The 5,393-nt window shown below is 55.8% G+C and carries 11 protein-coding genes and 1 pseudogene; all 12 read right to left on the reverse strand.

Features of this window, described 5'->3' with window-relative positions; translation table 11 throughout:
- Positions 1–127 (reverse strand): annotated as a pseudogene (locus SOR61_RS01010) (30S ribosomal protein S4); the annotation flags it as partial.
- 24 nt (positions 128–151) lie between these two features.
- Positions 152–550: a 30S ribosomal protein S11 gene (gene rpsK, locus SOR61_RS01015; RefSeq protein WP_320610840.1), complete on the reverse strand. Its 399-nt coding sequence runs from the start codon at positions 548–550 to the stop codon at positions 152–154.
- A gap of 18 nt (positions 551–568) precedes the next feature.
- On the reverse strand, positions 569–937 hold the full coding sequence (rpsM, locus tag SOR61_RS01020) for a 30S ribosomal protein S13 (protein ID WP_320610841.1): 369 nt from the start codon (positions 935–937) through the stop codon (positions 569–571).
- Positions 938–957: 20 nt separating this feature from the next.
- A complete protein-coding gene (gene rpmJ, locus SOR61_RS01025) occupies positions 958–1,071 on the reverse strand; it encodes a 50S ribosomal protein L36 (protein ID WP_006573428.1) in 114 nt (37 codons plus the stop codon).
- Between the two features lie 64 nt (positions 1,072–1,135).
- Positions 1,136–1,363 (reverse strand): translation initiation factor IF-1, encoded by a 228-nt coding sequence (gene infA / locus SOR61_RS01030; RefSeq protein WP_320610760.1) that lies wholly within the window; start codon positions 1,361–1,363, stop codon positions 1,136–1,138.
- Between the two features lie 12 nt (positions 1,364–1,375).
- The gene (locus SOR61_RS01035) at positions 1,376–1,651 is read right to left on the reverse strand and encodes a KOW domain-containing RNA-binding protein (protein WP_320610842.1); all 276 of its coding nucleotides are present in this window, start codon (positions 1,649–1,651) and stop codon (positions 1,376–1,378) included.
- A complete protein-coding gene (gene map, locus SOR61_RS01040; protein WP_320610843.1) occupies positions 1,648–2,427 on the reverse strand; it encodes a type I methionyl aminopeptidase in 780 nt (259 codons plus the stop codon). The genes SOR61_RS01035 and map overlap by 4 nt, the downstream gene beginning before the upstream one ends.
- A gap of 2 nt (positions 2,428–2,429) precedes the next feature.
- Complete coding sequence (locus SOR61_RS01045; protein ID WP_320610844.1) at positions 2,430–3,062, reverse strand: adenylate kinase; 633 nt, start codon at positions 3,060–3,062, stop codon at positions 2,430–2,432.
- Between the two features lie 13 nt (positions 3,063–3,075).
- Positions 3,076–4,416 (reverse strand): preprotein translocase subunit SecY, encoded by a 1,341-nt coding sequence (gene secY / locus SOR61_RS01050; protein ID WP_320610845.1) that lies wholly within the window; start codon positions 4,414–4,416, stop codon positions 3,076–3,078.
- Positions 4,416–4,856 carry a 50S ribosomal protein L15 gene (rplO, locus tag SOR61_RS01055; RefSeq protein WP_320610846.1) on the reverse strand — a complete coding sequence of 147 codons (441 nt, stop codon included), beginning with the start codon at positions 4,854–4,856 and terminating at the stop codon, positions 4,416–4,418. Before rplO ends, secY begins: the two co-directional genes overlap by 1 nt.
- A gap of 12 nt (positions 4,857–4,868) precedes the next feature.
- On the reverse strand, positions 4,869–5,051 hold the full coding sequence (gene rpmD / locus SOR61_RS01060; protein ID WP_320610847.1) for a 50S ribosomal protein L30: 183 nt from the start codon (positions 5,049–5,051) through the stop codon (positions 4,869–4,871).
- Between the two features lie 14 nt (positions 5,052–5,065).
- Positions 5,066–5,393, reverse strand: a 328-nt coding sequence (locus SOR61_RS01065) for a ribosomal protein S5 (RefSeq protein WP_407066487.1), incomplete at its 5' end; no start/stop codon positions are given.

Raw genomic sequence — 5,393 nt, forward strand, 5'->3', positions numbered from 1 at the left:
CGCTCTTTTTCTTTCTCATCTGACCGCCGGGGTTACGGTTGGTCTCCTTCTTGCTGTAACCCATAACGGTAGGAGAAATACCCAGCGCCTTACAACGCTTGGCGATAGGCTGTGTATTCTTTGCCATAATTGATTTTCTCCTTTCCTTCGATCAGACGCGACGTCTCTTGGGGGGACGGCAGCCGTTGTGAGGAATGGGAGTCACGTCCTTGATCATGGTGACTTCCAGACCGACGGCCTGCAGGGCACGGATAGCGGCTTCACGGCCGGAACCGGGACCCTTCACATACACTTCCACGCTCTTAAGCCCACAGTTCTCGATGGCAGCCTTGGCAGCGGTCTCAGCTGCGGTCTGTGCTGCATAGGGGGTGGACTTTCTGGAACCACGGAAGCCCAGGCCGCCTGCGGAAGCCCAGGACAGGGCGTTGCCGGCAGTGTCGGTCACAGTGACCATGGTGTTGTTGAAGGAAGAGCGAATATGGACAGCGCCCTTCTCAATGTTCTTCCGTTCACGGCGTCTTCTGACAACCTTCTTCTTGGGGTTAGCCATAGCGATTCTCTCCCTCCTTTACTTCTTCTTATTTGCCACGGTGCGCTTGGGACCTTTGCGGGTACGGGCGTTGGTCTTGGAGCGCTGACCGCGCACAGGCAGGCCCTTGCGGTGACGCAGGCCTCTGTAGCAGCCGATCTCAGTCAGGCGCTTGATGTCCATTGCCACGTTCCGGCGCAGGTCGCCTTCTACCATGTAGTCGCGGCTGATAACTTCACGCAGAGCAGCTTCATCCTGCTCGGTGAGATCCTTCACTCTGGTGTCGGGGTTGATGCCCGCTGCTGCCAGAATCTTGGTGGCGCTGGTGCGTCCGATACCATAGATATAGGTCAGGGCGATCTCAATTCTCTTATTCTTCGGCAGGTCAATGCCGGCAATTCTTGCCATACTACTTCAGCGCCTCCTTCTTAACCTTGTCTCTGCTTATGCTTGGGATTCTCGCAAATGACCATGACTTTGCCCTTGCGCTTGATGATCTTGCATTTTTCGCACATGGGCTTGACGGACGGTCTTACTTTCATAACTTTTACCTCCTGTAAGCCTGTTGCTCACGGCACGTGAGATCGAAAACGTTCTTTTCGTGCCTCACTTGGTGGATTTGCTGCGCCAGGTGATCCGACCCCGTGTCAGATCATACGGGGAAATCTGAACCGTTACCTTGTCACCCGGCAGAATACGGATGAAATTCATCCTGAGCTTTCCGGAAATATGAGCCAGAATCACGTGGTCATTTCCAATATCAACACGGAATGTGGTGTTGGGCAGCGCCTCAACAACGGTTCCTTCCAGCTCAATCATGTCGCTTTTTGCCAAGCGTCATACCTACTAGGTCTCACTGAACCTATTCCGGAAGGCACCCAGTGCCCTCCTGATGTCACTGTCCAGCACCGGCTCGCCGTCTTTCATGCGGCCGGCAACCGGGTGCGTCCAGAACCCCGCGGAAACAACGTGCTTTCGCCGTTTTTTCTTTGGAGTCTCAAGTTTTCTGCTTTTTCCATCCACCAGCCAGACAAAGTCGCCCTCTTCCCGCAAAACCAGAAAGAGCTGGTCTTTGTCGTGGCCGGCGGCGGAGCGTACCACGTCTCCTTGACGAAACGTCATACGCACAGATCCCCCACTTGGGTGAGTATTTCAGGGTCACCCTTTGTAATGAGGATTGAGTTCTCATAGTGGGCGGACAGGGAGCCATCGGCTGTTCTTACCGTCCAGCCGTCGCGCATGACCCTGACCTTCCAGTCTCCCTGGTTTACCATGGGTTCCACCGCCAGGGTCATCCCGGGAGCAAGCCGGGGACCGTGGCCGGGTTTCCCATAGTTGGGAACCTCAGGAGCTTCGTGCAGATTGGCACCCACACCGTGTCCGACAAAGTCCCGGACCACAGAGAAGCCGTTTTCTTCTACGTACTTCTGCACGGCGTGGGAAATGTCGGAAACCCGGTAACCAAAGCGGGCAAACTTCATGCCCTCCCAGAAGGACTGCTCGGTCACGGCAATGAGTTTTGCCGCCTCCTCGCTGATCTTCCCGCAGGCAAAGGTGCCTGCGCAGTCACCATGGAATCCATCGATGTAGGCTCCTACATCCACACTGACGATGTCGCCTTCCTTCAGGACCAGGTTACCCGGGATCCCGTGGATGACTTCATCGTTCACCGAAATGCAGGCAGAGCCCGGATAGTTCCGTACCCCCGGAGGTCCCGGAAAATTCAGGAACGAGGGAATCGCTCCCTGCCCTTCGATGAACTTACGAACTGCAGTATCTATCTCAAGAGTCGTTACGCCAGGACGTACCATTTTGCCCGCCAATGCACGGGCCGCCGCAGTAATTTGTCCTGCTCGGCGCATCTTCTCAATATCTCTGGGAGACTTTAACGAAATCATACTTAAAGCCCCAGTGCATTCAGAATCGCAGTTGTGGTTTCAGCCACAGTGGGCTGATTATCTACGGTTTTCAGCAGGTTTCTCGCTGCGTAAAAATCCTTCAAAGGAGCGGTTTCCTTGTGATAGACGCTCAGTCTGTCACGGACAACCTCAGGCTTGTCGTCCGCCCGGGCTTCCAGCTTGCCGCCGCATGCGTCGCACACGCCTTCCACTTTGGGGGGCATGTTCTTCACATGGTAAGGCGCACCGCAGGAAGTGCAGACTCGACGGCCACCCATACGCTCCACGATCTCTTCATCAGAGATCTCAATGGAGACAACGGCGTCAAATGCGATCCCGGCCTTCTCCAGTGCTTCTGCCTGGGGGATGGTGCGGGGAACGCCGTCCAGGATGAAGCCGTTCTGGCAGTCTGCTTCTGCCAGGCGCTCGGAGATCACGCCAATGATCACTTCATCGGGAACCAGCTTGCCGGCATCCATATACTCCTTGGCCTTCAGGCCCACGGGCGTACCGTTCTTCACAGCGGCCCGGAGAATGTTACCGGTGGAAATGGTGGGAATATTGAGCTTCTTATTCAGAATCTCCGCCTGGGTGCCTTTGCCGGCGCCCGGAGGGCCTAAAAGAATCAGTTTCATGTTACATTGCCTCTTATTCCAGGAAGCCCTTGTAGTGCCGCATGAGCATCTGTGCCTCGATCATCTTCACAGTCTCCAGGGCAACGCCTACCACGATGATGACAGACGTGCCGCCGATGGACATGTTGACGATTCCGGTGATGTTCTCGGTAATAATGGGCAGAATGGCTACAATACCCAGGTAAATCGCACCGAAGAAGGTCAGACGGGCCAGCACCTTGCCCAGGAACTCAGCCGTAGGACGGCCGGGCCGGAAGCCAGGAATGAAGCCGCCGTTCTTCTTCAGATTGTTGGCTACTTCAACAGGGTTAAACTGAATGGTAGCGTAGAAATAGCTGAACATGATGATCAGCAGGAAATAAATCACAGCATACAGAGCGCTGGTGGAGTTGAACACCGAAAGGAAGGTGTGCCAGCCGGAGCCCTCCTGCTGGGAGGAGGGAACGAACATGCCGATGGTCGCAGGGATCATGGCGATGGACTGGGCAAAGATGATGGGCAGCACGCCGCTGAGATTGACCTTGATGGGGATGTGAGTGGACTGACCACCGTACATCTTCCGGCCAACCACACGCTTGGCATACTGAACCGGTACCTTACGCTCGGAATTGGTGATAAACACAATAAACACGATGAGGGCCAGCATGCCGACAACCAGCAAGACAGCAATCAGAGGATGCATCTTGTGGGCTGCCAGGGTCTGGATCTGTTCCTCAGTCAAAGCACTTGTGTCAATAAAGTAGTTCTTCACGTCGGTGACGACCGTCTGGAGCATCGCAGGAATACGAGAAACGATACCCGTAAAGAGGATGATCGAAATGCCGTTGCCGACGCCAAACTCCGTAATCTGTTCACCCAGCCACATCAGGAAGACAGCGCCGGCGGTGAAGGACACCACGATGACCAGCGCAGCCCAGATGCCGGTGTTGGTGACCAGACCATAGCTCTTGATCAGGGTGTAGTAACCAAAGCCCTGAAGCAGGCCGATGGCCAAGGTCGTATACCGGGTGATGGCCTGGATCTTCTTCTTGCCCTCTTCGCCGCCATCCTTGGCCAGCCGCTCCAGAGCAGGAATGGCGATGGTCAGCAGCTGAATAATGATGGATGCGTTAATATAGGGCTGAATGGACAAAGCAAACAGAGTCGCATGGGAAAGTGCGGAACCACTCATGGTATTGAGCAGACCAAAGATGGTCCCGGAGTTTGCCGAAATATACTGCTGCAGGTATTCCGTGTTGATGTAGGGCACAGGAATGGCCGCGCCCAGACGGAAGATCAGCAATGCAAAGATGACAAACAAGAGCTTACGGCGAAGCTCAGGCAGCTTCCATGCGTTACGGATGGTCTTAAACATTAGACCACCTCAGCCTTCCCGCCTGCCTCTTCGATTTTTGCCTTTGCGGATGCAGAGAATGCATTCGCACGAACGGTCAGCTTTTTGGTCAGGCTACCCTTGCCGAGGATCTTAACGCCATACTCGCACTTGGACAGGATGCCCTTGTCCAGCAGGTCGCAGACGTTAACCACTGCGCCGTCTTCAAACTTCTCCAGCGCAGAAACGTTGATAGCTTCCAGAGGCTTGGCAAAGATGTTGTTGAAGCCTCTCTTGGGGATTCGACGAGCCAGAGGCATCTGGCCGCCTTCGAAACCGACCCGGACACCGCCGCCGGAACGAGCCCACTGGCCCTTCTGGCCGCGTCCTGCGGTCTTGCCGTTGCCGGAACCGTTGCCGCGGCCCTTACGATAAGCCTTGGGGTTGGAACCGGGTACGGGAGAAAGTTCATGCAGTTTCATGTCGCGCCCTCCTTACTGTTCCTCGGTTACCTGAACCAGGTAGCCGATGTGGGCGATCTTGCCCCGGGTAGCAGCGTTGTCGGGCTGCACGGTGGTGTCGCCGATCTTGCGCAGGCCAAGGGCTTCTGCGGTGGCCTTATGCTTTGCAATCCGGCCGTTCAGGCTCTTGACGAGCTTAATGTTCAGATTCGCCATGGTTCAAGCCCTCCTTAGCCCACGATCTCTTCCACGCTCTTGCCGCGGATGCGGGCCACTGCCTCAGGACCACGCAGGGCCTTCAGACCCTCCATGGTAGCAGAGACCACGTTCTGCGGATTGTTGGAGCGCAGGCACTTGGTACGAATGTCCTTAATTCCGGCTGCTTCCAGAACGGCACGCACAGGGCCGCCGGCGATAACGCCGGTACCGGCAGCTGCGGGCTTCATCAGCACGCGGCCTGCGCCGAACTCGCCGATCACTTCGTGAGGGATGGTGGTGCCGGAAAGTGTGATGGTGAACATATTCTTCTTAGCAGCTTCCAGACCCTTGCGGATTGCT

The organism is Evtepia sp., from assembly GCF_034090835.1.
Classification (GTDB): domain Bacteria; phylum Bacillota; class Clostridia; order Oscillospirales; family Oscillospiraceae; genus Evtepia.

Coding starts and splice junctions, on each gene's coding strand:
- map (WP_320610843.1), bottom strand. CDS start 2,427: ATGATTTCGTTAAAGTCTCCCAGAGATATTGAGAAGATGCGCCGAGCA.
- secY (WP_320610845.1), bottom strand. CDS start 4,416: ATGTTTAAGACCATCCGTAACGCATGGAAGCTGCCTGAGCTTCGCCGT.
- rpmJ (WP_006573428.1), bottom strand. CDS start 1,071: ATGAAAGTAAGACCGTCCGTCAAGCCCATGTGCGAAAAATGCAAGATC.
- rpsM (WP_320610841.1), bottom strand. CDS start 937: ATGGCAAGAATTGCCGGCATTGACCTGCCGAAGAATAAGAGAATTGAG.
- rpmD (WP_320610847.1), bottom strand. CDS start 5,051: ATGGCGAATCTGAACATTAAGCTCGTCAAGAGCCTGAACGGCCGGATT.
- SOR61_RS01045 (WP_320610844.1), bottom strand. CDS start 3,062: ATGAAACTGATTCTTTTAGGCCCTCCGGGCGCCGGCAAAGGCACCCAG.
- rplO (WP_320610846.1), bottom strand. CDS start 4,856: ATGAAACTGCATGAACTTTCTCCCGTACCCGGTTCCAACCCCAAGGCT.
- SOR61_RS01035 (WP_320610842.1), bottom strand. CDS start 1,651: ATGACGTTTCGTCAAGGAGACGTGGTACGCTCCGCCGCCGGCCACGAC.
- rpsK (WP_320610840.1), bottom strand. CDS start 550: ATGGCTAACCCCAAGAAGAAGGTTGTCAGAAGACGCCGTGAACGGAAG.